This window comes from Stenotrophomonas sp. WHRI 8082 (assembly GCF_040223995.2).
In the GTDB taxonomy this organism is placed as follows: Bacteria; Pseudomonadota; Gammaproteobacteria; order Xanthomonadales; family Xanthomonadaceae; genus Stenotrophomonas.
Genome location: NZ_CP167826.1, coordinates 1,109,964 through 1,128,926 on the forward strand (window position 1 = coordinate 1,109,964; position 18,963 = coordinate 1,128,926).

The window sequence follows — 18,963 nt, forward strand, 5'->3', positions numbered from 1 at the left end:
GCAAAGCGACAATGCGTCATTCGCTATGCTTGGCTGCTTGCAACAGGGAGAGGTAATTTTCAATGACTGACGGAACGGGTGCTGTTCGACTGGCAACGGCGCACGATGTCGACGCGATCTTCGACGTGAGAGTGGGTGTGCGCGAGAACATACTGACGCGTGCCGAGCTCACCGAGCGAGGCATCACCCGCGACGCGGTGCTCGCGATGATCGGAGAAGCGTCCTGCGTGTGGGTGGTCGAGTTCGACAGCGAGGTCGTCGGCTTTTCCATGGCGGACGCCGAGGACGCCTGCGTGTTCGCCGCCTTCGTGCGTCCCGATCATGAGGGACGCGGACTAGGCAGCGTGTTGATGGCCGCCGCAGAGGCGTTCCTGTTCCAGCACCACGAGCGGATCTGGCTGGAGACCGCCTACGCGAGCCGAGCGCGGGAATTCTATGAGAGACGCGGCTGGGTCCAGGTTGCAGAACTGGCCGACGGTGACGTGCGGATGGAGAAAGTGCTGCCGGGACGTGCCATCAGTCCAGGTTGAGCCTGGAGAGGGTGGCATCGGCGGGGTGATGTCGACTCTGCGCATGCAGCCGAAATCAAGGCCCTGAAACCAGAAGCCAATGACTCCATCGCCTGTTGCGGACGATCATCATCGCGATCAGGCAGCGTCTCGGCGAGCCGCTCTACAAGATCCCACAGGCGCTGCTGTGCCTTTGCGTTCGCGCGTGGTGCGGCTGCGGCTACGCTGGAGGTCGTCAGCGCCATGGCCACTGCGAATGCGAACGCGCGGAACTTCGTCACTTGCTCCCCCTTCATCAGGGCCAACGCACGGACATGCTGGAGACGCAGGGTGAGATAAATGGTGCGCCCGACAGGAATCGAACCTGTAACCGCCGGCTTAGAAGGCCGGTGCTCTATCCAGTTGAGCTACGGGCGCCCGAACCGGTTAACCAACCCGCTCTATCGAGGGCGATGGGTTGGTCGGGGTAGAGGGATTCGAACCCCCGACATCCTGCTCCCAAAGCAGGCGCGCTACCAGACTGCGCTATACCCCGGCGATGCATCCTGCCTGGGGCCGGGCCCACGAGCAGACGGGGATTGTGAACAACCGTGCGTTGATCTGTCAAACGGAACGGTCGGTTCAGCCCTTTATCTGCAAGGCGCCGGGGCCCCTCAACGCCGTGGGCGCAGCGTGTCCGTTATGATCGTGCGCAGCGGCCGGATGGCCCCCTACCCCCTTCACGCACGGAGAACGCACATGCGCAGCGGCAACCCGGCTCTTTCCGAGTCCACCTTCCTCGACCTTGGCAGCGGCACCGTTTCGGCGCGCGGCGATCAGGTGATGACCCTCAATGGCACGGTCAACAAGACCGGCGTGCTGCTGCTGCTGACCGTGCTGACCGCGTCGTTTGCGTGGAGCCAGGCGCTGGTCACCAGCGGCGAGATGGCCGGCACGCTGTCGTCGGCGGGCATGGGCTACGCCATCGGCGGCGCGGTCGGTGGCCTGATCCTGGCCCTGATCACCGTGTTCAAGAAGACCTGGGCGCCGGTGACCGCGCCGATGTATGCGCTGGTGGAGGGCCTGTTCCTGGGTGCCATCTCCGCTGTGTTCGAGCAGCGCTTCCCGGGCATCGTGTTCCAGGCTGTGCTGGCGACGTTCGGCACGCTGGTTGCGCTGCTGGTCGCGTATCGCAGTGGGCTGATCAAGGCCACCGAGAACTTCAAGCTGGGCGTGGTGGCCGCAACCGGCGGTATCGCGCTGCTGTATCTGGCGTCGATCGTGCTGGGCCTGTTCGGCATCAACGTGCCGGTGATTCATGAAGCCAGCGGCCTGGGCATCGCGTTCAGCGTGTTCGTGGTGATCGTGGCGGCGTTGAACCTGGTGCTGGATTTCGACTTCATTGAAAGCGGTGTTGAGCAGGGCGCACCGAAGTTCATGGAGTGGTACGGCGCGTTTGGCCTGATGGTGACGCTGGTGTGGCTGTACGTGGAATTCCTGCGCCTGCTGTCGAAGATCCAGCAGCGCTGATCGCGCGCGTTGGGTTCTGCGTGATGCTGCTTTTGTAACGCCGAGCTGTGCTCGGCGGAACGGCAAAGGCGCCGCGCTGCGCGCTCGCCGAGCATGGCTCGGCGCTACCTGGCTTCGTGTGTTCGTGATGCTGCTTTGGTAACGCCGAGGCGTGCTTGGCGGAAAGGCAGAGGCGCCGCGCTGTGCGCTCGCCGAGCGTGGCTCGGCGCTACCCGGTTTCAGGTGTTCGTGATGCTGCTTTGGTAGCGCCGAGCCGTGCTCGGCGGAAAGGCGAAGGCGCCGCGCTGCGCGCTCGCCGAGCGCGGCTCGGCGCTACCCGGTTTCGGGTGTTCGTGATGCTGCTTTTGTAACGCCGAGCCGTGCTCGGCGGAAAGGCAGAGGCGCCGCGCTGCGCGCTCGCCGAGCGTGGCTCGGCGCTACCCGGCTTCGGGTGTTCGTGATGCTGCTTTGGTAGCGCCGAGCCGTGCTCGGCGGAAAGGCAAAGGCGCCGCGCTGCGCGCTCGCCGAGCGCGGCTCGGCGCTACCCGGCTTCGGGTCTGCGTGATGCTGCTTTGGTAGCGCCGAGCCGTGCTCGGCGGAAAGGCAAAGGCGCCGCGCTGCGCGCTCGCCGAGCATGGCTCGGCGGTACCCGGCTTCGGGTGTTCGTGATGCTGCTTTGGTGGCGCCGAGCCCTGCTCGGCGGAAAGGCAAAGGCGCCGCGCTGCGCGCTCGCCGAGCGTGGCTCGGCGCTACCCACCCATTCGCCGGGGGCGTCCCGCGCCCATTCGTCAACGGGCGTCGAGGGAGGCCTGCAGTGCGGCGTAGTGGGTCTGCAGGTGCTCTACCAGGACGCGCACTTTGGCGGCCATGGCGCGTGCATGGGGATACAGTGCGAAGTAGTGGCGGCGGCCGCCGTTCCAGGCGGGCAGGATGCGGATCAGCCGTCCGGCGCGCAGGTCTTCCTGCACGGTCAGGGCCGTGAGCAGGGTGATGCCCATACCCGCCAGCGTGGCGGCATACAGGGCCGGGGTGGCATCCACGCACAGCCGTTGGCCGGGTTCGACCGTCAGCGACACGCCGCGCGGTCCGTGCAGGTGCCACGCCGCACGCGCCGCGGTCGGGCTGAACGCCAACAGGGCATGCTGGTGCAGTTCGGCAGCCTGCCGCGGCAGTCCGTGCCGTGCGATGTACGCCGGTGCGGCGACCAGCACGAGATCGCACCGCGCCAGCTCGCGCGCCACCATTTGGCTGTCGGGCAGTTCGTGGGCAATGCGCAGGGCAAGATCGAAGCCACCGCCCACCACATCCACCAGTTGGTCATCGGCGCACAGGTCCAGCGCGACATCCGGATAGCGGGTCAGGAACGCGGGCAGCCAGTGCGGCAATTCCTGGCTGGCCACCACCTGGGGCACGCTGATGCGCAGGCGCCCACTGGGCTGTACCTGGCCGGCCCGCGCCCGATTGTCGGCAAGTTCCAGTCGATCAAGCAGCTCGACCGCCTCGGCGTAATACTGCCGGCCGGCCTCGGTCAACGAGAAACGGCGGCTGTTGCGATCCAGCAGGCGGGCCTGCAGGTGCTCTTCCAACTGCCGCAGCTGCCGTGACATCGCCGAGTGGGTGGTGCCCAGGCGCTCGGCGGCGGCAGTGAAGCTGCCCGCTTCCACGATCGAACGCAGCGCGCGCAGGGCAGCGAAATGGTCCATCTCAGCCAAGCTCCGGCCAGCGCCCGCGTGCTGCGGGCGCGGCCAGCTTATCAGCGCGCGACGGCGCTGGCCTTGTTGACCAGACCGATGATGGCGTCGGTGGTCATGACGTCGCCATAGGTATCTTCCAGCGTGGCCAGACTGGCTGCGTGCAGGGTCTTGTGGTCCACCTTGGCGCCGGTGGCCAGGTCCAGGTCACGGGTGGCCGTGGCGTCGGACGACACGATCACGCGGTAACCGCGCGGGGCGGCCGCGGCATCACGGGCAGCGCCAGACACACAGGCGTGGGTCATCAGGCCGGTGATGATCAGGGTGTCGATGCCTGCATCCTTCAGGGTCTTGTCCATCACCGCGGCCGAATGGCCGGCGAACACGCTGACGTTGTCCTTCTGCACGACCGTTTCGCCCGCGCGCGGCTGCATGTCGGGGTGGAACTGCACGGTCTTGCCGCCTTCAGCGAACAACGGCGCACCGGCCGGCAACACATGCTGTACGTGGATCACCCGGATGCCTTTGGCATCGGCGGCGTCGATCAGGCGGCGGGTGTTCTTCAGGGCCGTGGTGCCATCCGGGATGACCATGCGGCCGCCCGGGAAATATTCGTTCTGGAAATCGATGACGATGATGGCCGTCTTGTCAGCCTGCAGGGCATCAATGGCGGTGGCACCGGCCATCTGGCGGATGGTGGGGTGGGCCGGCTCGGCGGCGGCGACCGGGGCGACGGCGGCCATGCCGATCAGGCTGGCCAGGCCGAATGCTGCAATGTTCATGAGGGTGTACCTGGATGGGGAGGAAGTGCGGCCATGGTGACCCTGCGGCCACGCACCAACCAGTCCCTTGGACGCACCCCATCTGTGCGTGATGCGCACAGATGAGCGCCCTGCCCTGCAAACGCAGCGAGGCGCCCGAAGGCGCCCCGCTGATCCCGCTCGAGCCGATGACGCAGGCCGCTTACAGGCGGCTGGCGATGGCCTGGGCGAAGCCCATGGTGTTGCCGGTGCCGCCGAGGTCGCCGGTCAGCGAATCCTTGGCTTCCATCGTGGCGACGATGGCCTTGCGCAGGCGCTCGGCATTTTCGGGCTGGCCGATATGGTCGAGCATCTGAGCCGCTGCCAGCAGCAGGGCGCAGGGATTGGCCTTGCCCTGGCCGGCGATGTCCGGCGCGGTGCCGTGCACGGCTTCGAAGATGGCCGCGTTCTCACCGATGTTGGCTCCCGGGGCCAGGCCCAGGCCGCCGACCAGACCGGCGCACAGGTCGGAAATGATGTCGCCGAACAGGTTGGTGGTGACGATCACATCGAACTGTTCCGGACGCATCACCAACTGCATGCAGCAGTTGTCGACGATCATTTCCTGGAACTCGATGTCCGGGTACTTGGCCGCCACTTCGCGCGCCACGGCCAGGAACAGGCCCGAGGTCGACTTGATGATGTTGGCCTTGTGCACCGCGGTGACCTTCTTGCGGCCGGTCGCGCGGGCCAGCTCGAAGGCGTAGCGCACGATGCGCTCGGAGCCCTTGCGGGTAATGCGGGTGCCCGAGAACGCGGTCTCGCCATCGGCCGACACTTCCTGGCCTTCGGCCAGGTAGGCGCCTTCGGTGTTCTCGCGGACGGTCACCAGGTTGACGTTCTCGAAACGCGACTTGGTGTTCGGGAAGGTATGCGCCGGGCGGACGTTCGCGTACAGGTCGAAGTGGCGGCGCAGGCTGACATTGATCGAGGTGAAGCCACCACCGATCGGCGTGCTGAGCGGGCTCTTCAGGGCGATCTTGTTGCGCGCGATCGACTCCAGCGTGGACGCCGGCATCAGGTCGCCGTGCTTCTCCAGCGCGACCAGGCCTGCGTCGGCGTCTTCGTATTCCAGGCCGGCGTTGAGCTTGTCCAGGACGTACAGCGTAGCGTCCATGATCTCCGGGCCGATGCCATCGCCGCGGATGACCGTGATTTTCTGCGTCATTGATCGATATTCCGAACTGGGGGAAAAACGCCGTCCGGGGGTGCCCGGTGCACCGGCGCAGGTAAGTTTCACCCGCAATTATGCCTCAGCCGGGTCGAAGGCCCCAAATAGACCAAAGTGTGAGCTGCCCCGGGTAGCGCCGATCCGTGATCGGCGAGCGCAGCGGAAAGCCGCCGAGCATGGCTCGGCGCTACCGGATCGAACGGAATGACGCGGCCTTGGTAGCGCCGATCCATGATCGGCGAGCACAGCGGAACGCCGCCGAGCGTGGCTCAGTGCTCGTGCGCGGCGGGGGCGTCGGCGCCGGCTTCCAGCTGGTCCAGGAAGTCCACCGCGCGACGCAGGTGCGGGATCACGATCGATCCACCCACCACCAGGCCCACCGAGAAGGTCTCGAAAAACTCTTCGCGACTGACACCGGCTTCCTTGCACTGGGCGACGTGGTAGCTGATGCAGTCATCGCATCGCAGCACCATCGAGGCCACCAGACCCAGCAGTTCCTTGGTCTTCACATCCAGCGCGCCGGCCTGGTAGGTCTGCGTGTCCAGCGCGAAGAAGCGGCGCACCACCTGGTTGGGTTCGGCCAGGATGCGCTCGTTCATCTTCTTGCGGTAGGCGGTGAACTCGGCCAGCTTGTCTGCGCTGTCGTCGGCCGTGCTCATGCCTGCGCCTGCCCGGCCAGCAGCGGTTCCAGCTTGCCTGCACGGTGCAGGGCCATCATGTCGTCGTAGCCGCCCACGTGGACGTCGCCGACGAAGATCTGCGGCACGCTGGTGCGGCGGGTCTTGGCCATCATCTTCTCGCGCTCGACTGAATCGAGGTCGATGCGCACCTCGGTCCACTGCGCGCCCTTGCTCTTGAGGAAGTTCTTGGCGGCCACGCAGTACGGGCACACGGCGGTGGAATAAATGGTGATGGTGGGCGCGCCACCGGTAGGCTGTTCAACTTGGCTCACGGGAAACTCCACGACGGTTCGACTGTCTGTATATGGTAGCGGCCTGATGGAAAATCCACGCCACGGCCGCAACACTGTGGATTAACGATAGGTTTCCCCCCGGCCTGCCACGCTGTGGGACGCTGCCCGAGGACTGACCGCTTGCGACTGTTGCTGCTTTCCGCCGCCCTGACCCTCGCGCTGGCCGTGCCGCTGGCGCAGGCGCAGGAATCGCTGCCCGACATCGGCTCGTCGGCGGGTGAACTGCTGACCCCTGCACGGCAGGCCGAGTACGGCGGGATGATGCTGCGGGAGCTGCGCAACTACGGCTACCTGCTGGACGACCCGCTGGTCACCGAGTGGCTGCAGACCATGGGCACCCGGCTGGGCTCCAACAGCGCGCAGCCGCGGCAGTCCTACACGTTCTTCATGATGAAGGACCGGCAGATCAATGCCTTCGCCACGCTGGGCGGCTATATCGGGGTCAACGCGGGCCTGGTGCTGACCGCCGAGCGCGAGGATGAAGTGGCGGCCGTGCTGTCCCACGAAATCGCCCATGTGACCCAGCAGCACGTGCTGCGCGGTGTCGAGCGCGCCCAGCGCGACCAGATCCCGATCCTGCTGGGCATGCTGGCCGCCGTGGTGGCCGCGCAACAGGCCGGCGGCAATTCGGCCGGCAACGCGACCATGGCCAGTATCGCCTCGGGCATGGGCCTGATGCAGCAGCGGCAGATCGACTACACGCGCTCCAATGAATCCGAAGCCGATCGCTTGGGCATCCGTACCCTGGCCCGCAGTGGCTACGACGTGGATGCCATGGCCGGCTTCTTCGAGCGCATGAGCGCTTCGATGCGCGGCAACGACGGCGGCTACACCGTGCCGGACTTCCTGCGCACCCACCCGGTCAACACCACCCGCATCAGCGAGGCCAAGCTGCGCGCCGAGCAGATGAAGAAGGACACGGTGGTGCTGACCACCGAAGTCCCCGGTGGCGTGCGCCAGGAACGGGTGAATCCCAGCGACCCGGGGCTGTCTGATCCGATCTCGCGCCGGCAGAACCTGCTGCTGCCGCCAGGCATGCAGGTAGCGGTCGGCTCGCTCAGCCGCGGTGCCAGCGGCCAGTTCGACTGGGCCCGCGAGCGCCTGCGGGTACTCAGTGCGCCCACGCCTTCCGAGCTGACGCGGGAATACGAATCGCTGTCACGCAGCCAGAAAGGCGGCCTGACCCCGGCGCAGCGGTATGGGCAGGCGCTGGCCCAGCTGACCACCGGGACCGGCGGGGCGGCCGGTGCAGCGCGCGCCCTGGCGGAGCTGCACGATGCCGACCCGGCCAATCTGTGGGTGAGCCTGGCGCTGGGCGAAGCCGAATCGCGTTCGGGGCACCCGGCCCAGGCCAACGAGCGGTTCGAACAGTTGCTGCGGCAGCATCCGGGCAGCCGTCCGGTCGCCCTGACCTTCGCGCAGATCCTCAATGAACAGGGCGGCCAGGTCGCGGGCCAGCGTGCACAGGCGATGCTGCGGCCGCTGCTGTCACAAAGCGGCAACGATCCGGTCTTCCAGCAGCGTTTCGCGCGGGCCAGTGAATTGGCGGGCGATGGCCACCGGGCCAGTGAGGCGTATGCGGAGGCGGCCTATCTCAATGGCCGTCCGGAGCAGGCGCTGATGCAACTGCAGGCACTGAAGCGGCAGCCCGAGCTGGACTATGTCAGCCGGGCGCGGGTGGATGCGCGTATCGAGACGATCACCCCCACGGTGCTGGAGATGCGGCGGCAGGGGGTGAATGACCCGGAGCTGGAACGGCGCTGAGTAGGTGGATTGGGGCGGAGATTGGGGCGGGGATTTGGGTAGCCGACTGAAGTCGGCTCTACCGTTCGGCTCTACCTCGCAGGGGGTTTTGTATGACATCTGCGCGCCATGGGTCACAAACCTGTCATCAAATCGTAGTCTACTGACGTCATTCCCGATCTGATGAGCATTACGGTGGCCTTGTGCAGAAACGCATCCTGATCGTCGACGACGAACCCGCGATCCGCGAAATGGTCGCCTTTGCGCTGCGCAAAGGGGATTACGAGCCGATCCATGCGGGCGATGCCCGCGAAGCACAGACGGCCATTGCCGACCGTGTGCCGGACCTGATCCTGCTGGACTGGATGCTGCCCGGCACCAGCGGCCTGGACCTTGCCCGCCGCTGGCGCAAAGAAGCGCTGACCCGCGAAGTACCGATCATCATGCTGACCGCGCGCGGTGAGGAAAATGATCGGGTGGGTGGGCTGGAAGCCGGCGTCGATGACTATGTGGTCAAGCCGTTCTCCGCGCGCGAGCTGCTGGCGCGTATCCGGGCCGTGATGCGCCGGGCCCGCGACGATGACGAAGACGGCAGCGTGGCGGTCGGGGTGATCCGTATCGACGGCGCCGCGCACCGTGTGTTCGCCAACGACCAGCCGGTGCCGATCGGCCCGACCGAATACCGCCTGCTGCACTTCTTCATGACCCACCCTGAGCGCGTGTATACCCGCACCCAGCTGCTGGACCATGTGTGGGGCGGCAGCGTGTATGTGGAGGAGCGCACCATCGACGTGCACATCCGCCGCCTGCGCAAGACGCTGGAACCGTTCAACGCGGAGAACATGGTGCAGACCGTGCGCGGCGCCGGTTATCGTTTTTCCACCTCTACCTGATCGCCTGTCGCGCCACCCCGCTACAGTGCGGGGCTGGGCGACCTTCTTCATTCACTTTCACTGGTACCTGCAATGCCGCGTCACATCCGTTCTGCCTGGTTGAAGACCCTGGCCACCCTGGCCACGGTGCTGGTGTTGGCCGGCGTGGTGGGTGCGTTGCTGGGCGATGTCTGGATGGGGCTCGCCGTGGCGGCGATCGGCGCACTGGGCTGGCATTACTGGCGTCTGCGCCGGGTGCTGGGCCGGTTGACCGCGCGGCAGCGCTGGGAGATCGCCGAGGGTGCCGGCGTGTGGAACGAGCTGGACCGCGTGGTATCGCGCAACCAGCACGAAATGCGCGTGCGCAAGCGCCGCCTGCTGGACATGCTGCGCAGCTACCGTGCCGCCGCCGCCGCCCTGCCCGATGCAGTGGTGGTGCTGGACCGCAACAGCCAGCGCGTGCAGTGGTTCAACGAAGCCGCCACCACGCTGCTCGGCCTGCACCATCCGGGCGATCTGGGCCAGGCGCTGGTGCAGCGCCTGCAACCGATGCCGCTGGCACATTGGCTGGCCGGTGGCCGCAATGCCGAACCGATTCTGGACGTCGCTTCGCCGGTCGATCCGGCGATACGCCTCAACCTGCGCCTGATTCCGTATTCGTCCGACCACTGGCTGCTGATCGCCCGCGATGTCAGCAAGCTGCTGCGGCTGGAACAGGTACGTCGTGACTTCGTGGCCAACGTGTCGCACGAGCTGCGCACCCCCCTGACCGTGGTGCACGGTTACCTGGACATGATGGACCCGGAAGATTTCCCGGGCACCGGGCCGATGCTGGAAGAAATGCGCAAGCAGAGCCAGCGCATGGCCCAGCTGGTGGAAGACCTGCTGACCCTGTCGCGGCTGGAATCGCAGGAAACCGGCGAGGCCGAGACCGTAGCCATGCTGCCGATGCTGGCCACCCTGCGACGCGAGGCCGAAGCGCACAGCCAGGGCCGGCACAGGATCACCGTGGAAGATCTGGCCGGCGTGGACCTGAGCGGATCCATCAAGGAACTGCACAGTGCGTTCTCCAACCTGGTCACCAATGCCGTGCGCTACACCCCTGTGGACGGCCAGGTGCGGGTGACCTTCAGCCGCGAAGGCGACGGGGTGATGCTGGCGGTGCGTGACACCGGCTACGGCATCCCGGCCAACCACCTGCCCCGCCTGACCGAGCGGTTCTACCGCGTGTCCAGCAGCCGTTCGCGCGAAAGCGGCGGCACCGGCCTGGGCCTGTCCATCGTCAAGCACATCCTCGGCCTGCACCACGCCCGCCTGGAAATCCAGAGCGAGGTCGGCAAGGGCTCGACGTTTTCCTGCCATTTCGACGCCGAGCACGTACGCGTGCGTGAGACGGCTCCCCATCACCACGCCGAAGATTGACATCATGAGCAGCCTTGGATCCCTCCCCGTTCCCCTGAATCCGGAAGCCGATCCACTGCGGGATCCGGCGCTTTACATCAACCGTGAGCTGTCCCAGCTGGACTTCAACTTCCGTGTGCTGGCGCAGGCGCTGGACGCCCAGGTGCCGCTGCTGGAGCGTCTGCGCTTCATGTGCATTTCCTGCACGAACCTGGACGAGTTCTTCGAGATCCGTGCTGCCGCCGTGCGCCACGCGCAGGAATTCGGTCTGCCGCCGGCACCGGACGGCATGAGCCCACAGGCGATTCTCAACGCCATCCATGACCGCGCCGCCGAGCTGGTGGACCAGCAGTACCGTTGCTGGAACGACGTGCTGCGCCCTGCCCTGCAGGACGCCGGCATCGGCGTACTGGGCCGCCATTCGTGGACGCACCGGCAGAAACGCTGGCTGCGCGCCTATTTCCGCAACGAGATCATGCCGGTGCTGTCGCCGCTCGGCCTGGATCCGGTACATCCGTTCCCGAAGATCCTCAACAAGTCGCTGAACATCGTGGTGGTGCTGAAGGGCGTGGATGCGTTCGGCCGCAGTGGCCACCTGGCCATCGTGCGCGCTCCGCGCTCGCTGCCGCGCATCATCCAGCTGCCGGAGCGGCTGGGCGGTGGGCAGAACTTCGTGTTCCTGTCCTCGATGCTGTCGGCGTTCGTCGATGAGCTGTTCCCGGGGATGGAGGTCGAGGGCGCGTACCAGTTCCGCGTCACCCGCAATTCCGAGCTGGTGGTAGACGAAGAAGAAGTCGAAAACCTGGCACTGGCACTGCGCGATGAGCTGGTCGACCGCGGCTACCGGCCGGCGGTGCGCCTGGAGATCGCCCAGGACACGCCACGTGACATCGTGCGCACCCTGCTGCAGAACTTCGGCCTGACCGAGAACGCGGTCTATTACATCGATGGCCCGGTCAACCTCAACCGCGTCATCCAGTTGTATGACGTGCTGGCACGCCCGGACCTGAAGTACCCGCCGATGTCCCCGCGCACCACCCGCGAAGGGGATGGCATCTTCGAAACCGTGGCCCGCCAGGATGTGCTGCTGCACCACCCGTTCGACTCGTTCGGCACGGTGCTGGACCTGATCAAGCAGGCCGCGGTGGATCCGAACGTCCTGGCGATCAAGCAGACGCTGTACCGCACCGGCAAGGACTCGCTGATCGTGGAGGCGCTCATCCAGGCCGCGCACAACGGCAAGGACGTCACCGTGGTGGTGGAACTGCGTGCGCGCTTCGACGAAGAGGCCAACCTGGGCCTGGCCGATCGCCTGCAGGAAGCCGGCGTGCAGGTGGTATACGGCGTGGTCGGCTTCAAGACCCACGCCAAAATGCTGCTGATCGTACGTCGCGAAGGCCGCAAGCTGCGCCGCTACGTACATCTGGGCACCGGCAATTATCACAGTGGCACCGCACGCGCCTATACCGACATCAGCCTGATCACCGCCGATGCGGACATCGGCAACGACGTGCACCTGTTGTTCCAGCAGCTGTCCGGACTGGCCTCCAAGGCCAAGCTGAAGCACCTGCTGCAGTCGCCCTTCACCCTGCATACCGGCGTGCTCAAGCGCATCGAACGCGAGACCGCCATCGCCAAGGCCGGGCATCCCGCACGCATCATCGCCAAGATGAATGCCCTCAACGAACCGCAGGTGGTGCGTGCGCTGTATGCCGCCTCGCAGGCGGGCGTGCAGATCGACCTGATCATCCGCGGTGCGTGCACGCTGCGGCCAGGCGTGCCGGGGGTGTCCGACACCATCCGCGTGCGCTCGATCGTCGGCCGTTTCCTGGAACACAGCCGGGTGTACTGGTTCGGCAACGACGGCGCGCCGGAACTGTACTGCGCCAGTGCGGACTGGCTGGAACGCAACCTGCTGCGGCGGGTGGAAACCGGCTTCCCGATCCTGGATCCGGCGCTGGCCCGCCGCGTGTACCGCGAGGTGCTGCAGAACTACCTGGATGACAACCTCAATGCTTGGGAACTGCAGGCCGACGGGCGCTACGTGAAGCTGGCACCGGCGCACGATGAGGCACCGCATTCGGCACAGATGGGGCTGATGCAGGGGCTTTGACGGCCGCTGCACTGCAATGACGTGAAGGCGGTGCGGTGACGAGCAGCACCCGCCTTCGGCTACTATCTGCGCATGCCGCATACCACGACTTCCCCCGCGCTCAATGATGGTGACCTGCTGGCCGCCATCGACCTTGGCTCCAACAGTTTCCACATGGTCATCGCCCGTTACACGCTGGGGCAACTGCGTGTAGTGGATCGCCTGCGCGAGACCGTGCGCATGGCCGATGGCCTGGACGGAAAGGGCGGGCTGTCCAGTGAGGCGCGCCAGCGCGCGCTGGAATGCCTGGCCCGCTTCGGCCAGCGCATCCGCGATGTACCACCGCACCGCGTGCGCGCACTGGCCACCAACACCGTGCGCCAACTGCGCTCGCCGCAGGCGTTCCTGATGCCGGCCGAGACCGCGCTGGGCCATTCCATCGAGGTAGTCAGCGGCCGCGAAGAAGCGCGCCTGATCTACCTGGGCGTGGCCCACGCACAGCCGCCGAAAGAAGGCCAGCGCCGCCTGGTGATCGACATCGGCGGCGGCTCCACCGAGTTCATCATCGGATCCGGCATGCAGACCCTGGAGCGCGAAAGCCTGCAGGCGGGCTGCATTGCCAGTACGCGGCGTTTCTTCCCCGGTGGCAAGCTCAGCCGCAAGCGCTGGAAAGACGCGCTGGCCGAGATCGGCCGCGAGTTCCAGCCCTTTGCCAGCAAGTACCGGGCGCTGGGCTGGGACGAGGCACTGGGATCGTCGGGTACGCACAAGGCGATCAGTGAAATCTGCGCGACGATGAAACTGAGCAAGGGCGCGATCACGGCCGAGGCCCTGCCGCAGTTGCGCGACGAACTGCTGAAGGCGAAGAAGATCGAGGACATCGTGCTGCCCGGACTGGGTGGCGATCGTCGGCCGATCATTGCCGGTGGCGTGCTGGTGCTGGAGGCGGCGTTCCAGGCCCTGGGCCTGCAGAAGCTGCTGGTCAGCAAGGCGGCGATGCGCGAAGGCATTCTGTACGACATCGTCGGCCGCGCCGGCGAGAACGATCCGCGCGATGTGTCGATCGACGCATTGACCGTGCGCTATGACATCGACGTCGCGCAGGCGGACCGCGTACAGGCCACGGCGTTGGCGTTGTTCGACCAGGTGCAGGACACCTGGAAGCTGGAAGCGGATGACGCACGCATGCTGTCCTGGGCGGCACGCCTGCACGAGATGGGCCTGATGATCGCGCACAGCGGTTACCACACCCACGGCAGCTATCTGCTGGAAAACTCGGATATCGCCGGGTTCTCGCGCCAGGAGCAGCACATGCTGGCGGCGCTGGTGCGCACGCATCGGCGCAATGTGCCCAAGAGTGCCTTCGAGGCACTGCCCGAGCGCCTGGTGGTGCCGGCGCGCCGGCTGGCCGCCCTGCTGCGGCTGGCGGTGCTGGTCAACCGCGCGCATGAGTCCACGCCGTTGCCGGCGCTGGAGCTCACCGCGGAAGAAGATCGGCTGTCACTGATCGTCCCGCAGGCCTTCATTGATCCGCGGCCCCTGCTGCGCGCCGACCTGATCGGCGAAGTCGACGGCATGGCCGGACTGGGAATCCAGTTCAAGCCGTTCGTGGCCTGAGCCGGTAGCGCCGACCCATGGTCGGCGAGCGCAGCGGGCCGTTGGCGGGCTCGGCGCTACCACGTCGATTGATCCGCTGCGGCCTGAGCCGGTAGCGCCGACCCATGGTCGGCGAGCGCAGCGGGCCGTTGCCGGAAACATTCCGCCGAGCACGGCTCGGCGCTACCACGTCGATTGATCCGCTGCGGCCTGAGCCGGTAGCGCCGACCCATGGTCGGCGAGCGCAGCGGGCCGTTGACGGAAACATTCCGCCGAGCACGGCTCGGCGCTACCACGTCGATTGATCCGCTGCGGCCTGAGCCGGTAGCGCCGACCCATGGTCGGCGAGCGCAGCGGGCCGTTGCCGGAAACATTCCGCCGACCATGGGTCGGCGCTACCGCTTTTCTTCTTTTTTTATACGCGGCGGGCGGCCACGCAACCTGTCAGGGGCCGGGCGGTGGGGCTGGGCGGGGGCGTTGAGTGCCATGGATGGCACGAAACGAGGCACGCAGGAGCGGCTTTTGCCGTGCCCCGCCCAGCCCCACCGCCCGGCCCTCCCGCAGTAGCCTTGAAACAGCCCGCCGCGAGGGGGTCCAACCCGTTCGACCCACCACCCGTCATGCGACGGTCGCAATGCGGTCACGGCAGGGACATGGCCAGCGCACAGCATGCCCACAAACGGGAGAGCCCCATGCGCTACGCGATCGTCACCGAGACCTATCCTCCGGAAGTCAACGGCGTGGCCCTGACCGTACAGGGGCTGGAACTGGGCCTGCGCCAGGCCGGCCATGAGGTGGACCTGATCCGGCCTCGCCAGGTGGCCGACAGCGCGCCGCTGGACGGGACGTTCCTGGTGCCCGGTGCAGCCCTGCCGCGTTACCCCGGCCTGCGCTTCGGTCTGCCTGCACCGCTCCGGCTGGGACGCCATTGGCAGGCACAGCGCCCCGATGCGATCTACATCGCCACCGAAGGCCCACTGGGCTGGTCAGCGCTGCGCTGCGCTCGGCGGCTGGGCATCCCGGTCGCCACCGGCTTCCATACGCGCTTCGACGAATACCTGCCCGACTACGGCGTGGCCTGGTTGCAGGCTGCCGCGCTGCGCTGGATGCGGCGATTCCATAACCAAGCAGACGCCACCCTGGTGCCCACCCGCGAGCTGCAGGAGTTCCTCACGGGCGAAGGCTTCGAGCGGGTTCGCCTGCTGGCCCGGGCGGTGGACAGCCAGCAGTTCGATCCGGCCAAGCGCGACCCGGCGCTGCGCGAAGACTGGGGCATCGACGGTACGGGATTCGCCGCCATCTACGTGGGGCGCATCGCCGCGGAAAAGAACCTCGGCCTGGCGGTGAAGGCGTTCCGGCGCCTGCAGCAGCTGCGTCCGAAAGCGCGCTTCGTGTTCGTCGGCGATGGGCCGGCGCGTGCCAAGCTGGCCCATGAAAATCCAGATTTCCTGTTCTGCGGCGTGCAGCGCGGCGAAGCGCTGTCGCGTCACTTCGCCAGCGGTGATCTGTTTTTGTTTCCCAGCCGCAGCGAAACCTTCGGCAACGTGACGCTGGAAGCCATGGCCAGCGGCGTCGCCACGGTCGCGTTCGACTACGGTGCGGCCCGCGAGTACCTGCGCAATGGCGAGAACGGGGCCTCGGTGGACACCGACGAGCAGTTCATCGAGGCGACGCTGCGACTGGCAGGCGACGATGCACTGCGCCGGACGTTGGGCGGCCAGGCCGCACGAGACATGAAACGCCTGCATCCCCAGCATGTTGTCGCTGAGTTCGATGCCCTGCTCGCCGAACTTGCCCACGCCCGGAGGCTCCATGCGCACCACGCCGCTTGACCTGTTGCTTGGCCGCGAGACCCGCTGGTGCCGGCGGGCCAATCTTTACTGCCGCCGTCGCCGCATCCGCTCCGTGTTCGCGTCGATCAGCCGGCTGGGCGATGGCGTGTTCTGGTATGTGCTGATGGGCGCGCTGGTGCTGGTGGACGGCATGGACGGACTGCGCGCCAGTACCCACATGGCGGCGACCGGGCTGGCCGCCCTGCTGCTCTATAAAGGCCTGAAGCGCTGGACCCGGCGTCCGCGTCCGTACAAGGCCGACCTGCGCATCCGCGCATGGGTGGCGCCGCTGGACGAGTTCAGTTTTCCGTCCGGGCACACGCTGCACGCGGTGTCTTTCACCATCGTGGCGCTGGCGTACTACCCGTGGCTGGCACCGCTGCTGGTGCCGTTCACCCTGTGCGTGGCGGCATCACGCGTGGTGCTGGGACTGCACTATCCAAGCGACGTGTTGGCGGCGACCGGCATCGCCGGGCTGCTGGCGTGGGCCAGCCTGGCCTGGTTGCCGCTGTCGCTTTAGGAAACAGAGAAGGAACACTCCCCTGTTCCCGTGCTGCTGCTAACACGGTCCGCTCAGCGGAAGCCGGCCACGCGCTCGCGGTTTTCTTCCATCACCCGCCGATTGTCGAAGCGCCTCGCATCTCCGGTCGGCCGGCCACCGTGCAGCACGATCGGGCTGGTCCACTTCTGTGCGCGTGCCGAACGATTCGGGCACGGGTAACCCATCACCGAGTGCCAGTTCTTCCGTCCCAGATTGCAGACCTGGCGCCCGTACGCGTACGGGTAGAGCGCGCCACTGCCGTTCTCGGGATTGTGGCTTGACCCGATGATGTGGCCCAGCTCATGCGGCACGGTGTCGTTCCCTGCAAGGCACTCCGTGCGTACGACCATGAACGCATCCTCTGAGCGAGCACCGACCGGTGCGACGCCGCAGTAACGGTCATTGCCCATCACCAGCATCACCACGTCAGCCTGGGCCTGGGCCTGGTCGCGCAGCGCGCGCACAGCCTTCGAGCCCGCCGTGCGTGGATCGCGGAAGTACTGCAGGGCCTGCCCCATGGACGTGCTCCCGTAGACGATGGCCTGGTACCCGGCCAACTCCATCTTCGCGTCGATCTTGCTGTCCACGTAGGTCCGGTTGCCCTCGGTGATCCCGAGCTGGATCAGTGACTTGACCCGCGCGCCCTGTGACTGGTCGATGGCGCGGGTGGTCACCGCAAGCACGCGGATCACGCTGGTCCCGTTCGCGGCCGGTGCGCTCTTCCCCACTGCGGCCATGTCATCCTTGGACGGCATCAGCGACGTCGCGGGGTAGTCGTCCGCATGGCGCGGAAGTGTGGGCAACAGAGTGTCCCGGCTGAGCAGGTGAAGCCGGCCACCGGCAGGCTCGATGCGATACAGTTCACCGCGCTTTATCACCCCGGTCACCCCTTCCGGCGTGCGGACCAGGTCTACGCTGCCCTCGCCTTCCTGTAGATCCGCAGGGATCGTTCCCGACCACGTGACCGTTCCGTCCGCCAGCCGTTGTCCCTGCACCCGTGTTGCCTGCAGGCGGTGGCCCTGAAGCTCGAACTCCAGCGTCGTGGCGTCCGCCCTCACCGCCGAATCGACGAGGTCGACCCACAACGGCGCGCTGGACGTCGATGCCTGGTTGGCCAGCTTCAACGCCAGCGCGGCGCGAGCAGGCAGGGTATCGGGTGCGTTGGCCGGTGAGAAAAGGGTGGCCGCATCAGCAGATGCTGCCAGCAGCAGGCCGAGCCCGGACAGCATGGGCGTATAACAACGAAGCGCGTTCATCGCATCACCTCGAATCAAGGAAGGTTGCGCAGGGGGAGCCCCCGCGCATGTCCAGTTGATGCCGGAATCAAGACCCGTACGAGGTTGTGCACATGGATGCGCCACGCACCCGCCACGCACGGGCATGCGCCGACGGAATGCTGGGCGTGCGGCCTGCCCTCTGCCGCAACCAAGCGGCCGCATGCGGCGCCTCGTTTCCCTGGCGCGGTGGCACGCTATCGCATCAGTCACCTGCCGCGTCCTAGAATGAGCACATGACGACGCTGTTCATTTCCGACCTTCATCTGGACGCCAGCCGTCCGGCCATCACCGACCTCTTTCTCGGCTTCCTTCGCCATGAGGCGCTGCGGGCCGAGGCGCTGTACATCCTCGGCGACCTGTTCGAAGCGTGGATAGGGGATGACACGCCCTCGCCTGCCGCGGATGCCGTTGCCGTTGCGCTGAAAGAGGTGACCGATTCCGGTGTGCCGGTGTATTTCATCCGCGGCAATCGCGACTTCCTGCTGGGAGAACAGTACGCAGCCCGGGCGGGCATGCGGATCCTGCCCGATCCCTGTGTGATCGACCTGTACGGCGCACCGGTGCTGCTGCAACACGGTGATCTGCTCTGTACCGATGACCTGCCCTACCAGCAGTTCCGCGCGCAGACCCGGGACCCGGCATTCCAGGCCCAGTTCCTTGCCCAGCCCCTGGCCGCGCGCATCGCCTTCGCGCAGAAGGCGCGCGATGCCAGCCAGAGCCGCCAGTCGGAAATGAAGCAAGGTGACCGCACGCAGTTCGAGACCGTGACTGACGTGTCGCCAGCTGAAGTCGAAGCAACATTTTCCCGCTTCGGCGTGGATACGATGATCCACGGCCATACCCATCGACCGGCCGTCCATCCGCTGCTGGCAGCCGGGAAGGCACGTACCCGCGTCGTGCTGGGGGACTGGTACGAGCAGGGTTCGGTGCTGCGGGTCACGCCCGATGCGATGGCGCTCCAGGCGCTGTAATGCCTC

Annotated in this window: 16 protein-coding genes and 2 tRNA genes; 10 read left to right on the plus strand and 8 right to left on the minus strand. The window is 66.6% G+C overall.

All coding sequences use genetic code 11. From position 1 onward, the window contains the following. Positions 1 to 62 precede the first annotated feature (62 nt). Complete coding sequence (locus ABRP17_RS04910; RefSeq protein WP_349984973.1) at positions 63 to 530, plus strand: GNAT family N-acetyltransferase; 468 nt, start codon at positions 63 to 65, stop codon at positions 528 to 530. Between the two features lie 319 nt (positions 531 to 849). On the opposite strand, the gene ABRP17_RS04915 is transcribed toward ABRP17_RS04910, so the two are convergent. Both ABRP17_RS04915 and ABRP17_RS04920 read right to left on the minus strand, forming a co-directional pair. Beyond that, positions 850 to 926 (minus strand) — tRNA-Arg (locus tag ABRP17_RS04915). A gap of 41 nt (positions 927 to 967) precedes the next feature. After that, a tRNA-Pro gene (locus ABRP17_RS04920) sits at positions 968 to 1,044 on the minus strand. A gap of 203 nt (positions 1,045 to 1,247) precedes the next feature. On the opposite strand from ABRP17_RS04920, the gene ABRP17_RS04925 reads away from it, so the two are divergent. Beyond that, the gene (locus tag ABRP17_RS04925) at positions 1,248 to 2,018 is read left to right on the plus strand and encodes a Bax inhibitor-1/YccA family protein (protein WP_188324899.1); all 771 of its coding nucleotides are present in this window, start codon (positions 1,248 to 1,250) and stop codon (positions 2,016 to 2,018) included. Between the two features lie 767 nt (positions 2,019 to 2,785). Here the strand turns inward: ABRP17_RS04925 and ABRP17_RS04930 are convergent. The 5 genes from ABRP17_RS04930 to grxC all read right to left on the minus strand — a co-directional run bounded on the left by ABRP17_RS04930 (position 2,786) and on the right by grxC (position 6,611). Continuing rightward, entirely contained in the window at positions 2,786 to 3,700 is a 915-nt protein-coding gene (locus ABRP17_RS04930; protein WP_192080900.1) for a LysR family transcriptional regulator, read from the minus strand. Between the two features lie 50 nt (positions 3,701 to 3,750). After that, the gene (locus ABRP17_RS04935; protein WP_349984974.1) at positions 3,751 to 4,470 is read right to left on the minus strand and encodes an isochorismatase family protein; all 720 of its coding nucleotides are present in this window, start codon (positions 4,468 to 4,470) and stop codon (positions 3,751 to 3,753) included. A 181-nt stretch (positions 4,471 to 4,651) separates the two neighbouring features. Then, the gene (locus ABRP17_RS04940; protein WP_188324902.1) at positions 4,652 to 5,656 is read right to left on the minus strand and encodes an isocitrate dehydrogenase; all 1,005 of its coding nucleotides are present in this window, start codon (positions 5,654 to 5,656) and stop codon (positions 4,652 to 4,654) included. Positions 5,657 to 5,928: 272 nt separating this feature from the next. Further along, on the minus strand, positions 5,929 to 6,318 hold the full coding sequence (locus ABRP17_RS04945; RefSeq protein ID WP_188324903.1) for a carboxymuconolactone decarboxylase family protein: 390 nt from the start codon (positions 6,316 to 6,318) through the stop codon (positions 5,929 to 5,931). After that, entirely contained in the window at positions 6,315 to 6,611 is a 297-nt protein-coding gene (grxC, locus tag ABRP17_RS04950) for a glutaredoxin 3 (RefSeq protein ID WP_188324904.1), read from the minus strand. Before grxC ends, ABRP17_RS04945 begins: the two co-directional genes overlap by 4 nt. Positions 6,612 to 6,752: 141 nt before the next feature. On the opposite strand from grxC, the gene ABRP17_RS04955 reads away from it, so the two are divergent. The 7 genes from ABRP17_RS04955 to ABRP17_RS04985 all read left to right on the plus strand — a co-directional run bounded on the left by ABRP17_RS04955 (position 6,753) and on the right by ABRP17_RS04985 (position 16,688). Then, the gene (locus tag ABRP17_RS04955; protein ID WP_188324905.1) at positions 6,753 to 8,396 is read left to right on the plus strand and encodes a M48 family metalloprotease; all 1,644 of its coding nucleotides are present in this window, start codon (positions 6,753 to 6,755) and stop codon (positions 8,394 to 8,396) included. Between the two features lie 182 nt (positions 8,397 to 8,578). After that, complete coding sequence (gene phoB / locus ABRP17_RS04960) at positions 8,579 to 9,268, plus strand: phosphate regulon transcriptional regulator PhoB (protein ID WP_188324906.1); 690 nt, start codon at positions 8,579 to 8,581, stop codon at positions 9,266 to 9,268. A 72-nt stretch (positions 9,269 to 9,340) separates the two neighbouring features. Continuing rightward, the gene (phoR, locus tag ABRP17_RS04965) at positions 9,341 to 10,669 is read left to right on the plus strand and encodes a phosphate regulon sensor histidine kinase PhoR (RefSeq protein WP_192095400.1); all 1,329 of its coding nucleotides are present in this window, start codon (positions 9,341 to 9,343) and stop codon (positions 10,667 to 10,669) included. Between the two features lie 4 nt (positions 10,670 to 10,673). Next, positions 10,674 to 12,761: a polyphosphate kinase 1 gene (gene ppk1, locus ABRP17_RS04970; RefSeq protein WP_188324908.1), complete on the plus strand. Its 2,088-nt coding sequence runs from the start codon at positions 10,674 to 10,676 to the stop codon at positions 12,759 to 12,761. A 72-nt stretch (positions 12,762 to 12,833) separates the two neighbouring features. After that, positions 12,834 to 14,357 carry an exopolyphosphatase gene (ppx, locus tag ABRP17_RS04975; RefSeq protein ID WP_188324909.1) on the plus strand — a complete coding sequence of 508 codons (1,524 nt, stop codon included), beginning with the start codon at positions 12,834 to 12,836 and terminating at the stop codon, positions 14,355 to 14,357. Positions 14,358 to 15,028: 671 nt separating this feature from the next. Then, complete coding sequence (locus ABRP17_RS04980; protein ID WP_188324910.1) at positions 15,029 to 16,168, plus strand: glycosyltransferase family 1 protein; 1,140 nt, start codon at positions 15,029 to 15,031, stop codon at positions 16,166 to 16,168. Continuing rightward, a complete protein-coding gene (locus ABRP17_RS04985) occupies positions 16,149 to 16,688 on the plus strand; it encodes a phosphatase PAP2 family protein (protein WP_349986627.1) in 540 nt (179 codons plus the stop codon). Before ABRP17_RS04980 ends, ABRP17_RS04985 begins: the two co-directional genes overlap by 20 nt. A 53-nt stretch (positions 16,689 to 16,741) precedes the next feature. Here ABRP17_RS04985 and ABRP17_RS04990 read toward each other — a convergent pair whose 3' ends face one another. Continuing rightward, positions 16,742 to 17,965 (minus strand): zinc-dependent metalloprotease family protein, encoded by a 1,224-nt coding sequence (locus ABRP17_RS04990; RefSeq protein ID WP_349986626.1) that lies wholly within the window; start codon positions 17,963 to 17,965, stop codon positions 16,742 to 16,744. 254 nt (positions 17,966 to 18,219) lie between these two features. Between ABRP17_RS04990 and lpxH the strand changes: the two genes are divergently transcribed. Beyond that, positions 18,220 to 18,957 (plus strand): UDP-2,3-diacylglucosamine diphosphatase, encoded by a 738-nt coding sequence (gene lpxH, locus ABRP17_RS04995; protein WP_349986625.1) that lies wholly within the window; start codon positions 18,220 to 18,222, stop codon positions 18,955 to 18,957. Positions 18,958 to 18,963: the final 6 nt, after the last annotated feature.